This is a genomic window from Candidatus Obscuribacterales bacterium (assembly GCA_036703605.1).
GTDB lineage: Bacteria > Cyanobacteriota > Cyanobacteriia > RECH01 > RECH01 > RECH01.
Map to the genome: position 1 here is coordinate 1 of DATNRH010000168.1, position 1,082 is coordinate 1,082.

Annotated in this window: 3 protein-coding genes; all 3 read left to right on the forward strand. The window is 53.4% G+C overall.

The window, feature by feature from the left end; translation table 11 throughout:
- A partial coding sequence (locus tag V6D20_03450) for a hypothetical protein (protein ID HEY9814849.1) occupies window positions 1–378 on the forward strand: 378 nt, incomplete at its 5' end.
- Window positions 375–587: a hypothetical protein gene (locus V6D20_03455; protein ID HEY9814850.1), complete on the forward strand. Its 213-nt coding sequence runs from the start codon at window positions 375–377 to the stop codon at window positions 585–587. The genes V6D20_03450 and V6D20_03455, both read left to right, overlap by 4 nt.
- On the forward strand, window positions 584–1,082 hold a 499-nt coding region (locus V6D20_03460), incomplete at its 3' end, for a cell wall hydrolase (protein ID HEY9814851.1). The genes V6D20_03455 and V6D20_03460, both read left to right, overlap by 4 nt.

Here is a 1,082-nt window from a genome sequence, read left to right on the forward strand (position 1 = left end):
CACCAACTACACCTTGAGCAACTTGTGGCGCTACTAGATGAGCAGCGGCGTCGGGCTGTTGAGCGTGTTGATCTGACCCCTGAGCCAATGACCACAACGCTTGAGCGGGCTGAGTTTGATGCTCGGGTTGCATCTAAGAATCAGCAGAGCATTGAAAGTGCGGTGCGCGATTCGGAGCGGGCTCAGGATGGGCCTGAGTGGGTTGAGTGGAGTGGTGGGGAGTGTCCGGTGCCGCAAGGTAACGATGTGGAGGTTAAATTTCTTGACGGTCAAATACACCGGGATAGGCAACCGGAGGGCTGGGCTTGGAACGCTAGAGAGGTATCGTGCATTATAGAGAAGTACCGCGACTGGACTGCATGGGAGCAAAGCAAATGATTGTACTTGCGTGGTTTGTAGTTTCTGCCGTTGGATTTTTTACTTTAGTTCCAGCTATTGGTTATTTGCTTGACGGAGGAAGCTATGGGGAATCTTTGCTAACCGGCCTTGTTATTTGCTGTATGCTGCTAGTTGCTATTTCAATTGTCGCGATTTCATCATGGGCAATCAGTACCGTGCTCGAACACTATGAGGTAACGCTACTATGAAACCATTCAGCGCATTAGCAGCGGTGGCTGTGTTTATCCTGATGATAGCGGAGCCGGTTCGGGCGGATTACATACCAGAACCACCGGATGACCCATACGCGATAGACGTACAGGACGCGCTCACAACGCGATTGACGGCTGTGCAGTGCTTGGCCCTTAATATCTATCACGAAGCCCGCGGCGAAAGCCTGAACGGCCAGTACGCCGTTGCTATGGTGACGCTGAACCGGCTGGCATCGAAGCACTACCCTGATTCAGTGTGCGGGGTGGTGTTGCAGGCATACCAATTCACTTGGGTGAGGGATGGGCGTAGTGATCAGCCGGAAGTCGATAGCGACCAATGGCGGTTGGCCTATAACATCGCGTATCGGTTCATGGCTGGCGGCTTCTGGATTCCATGGATGGGGTCGCTGACACACTACCACCGGCACGATGTTAAGGTTTACTGGCCTAGGCTGCGGGTGGCTGTGGTGATTGGCGACCATGTGTTTTACG

Coding starts and splice junctions, on each gene's coding strand:
- V6D20_03455 (HEY9814850.1), top strand. CDS start 375: ATGATTGTACTTGCGTGGTTTGTAGTTTCTGCCGTTGGATTTTTTACT.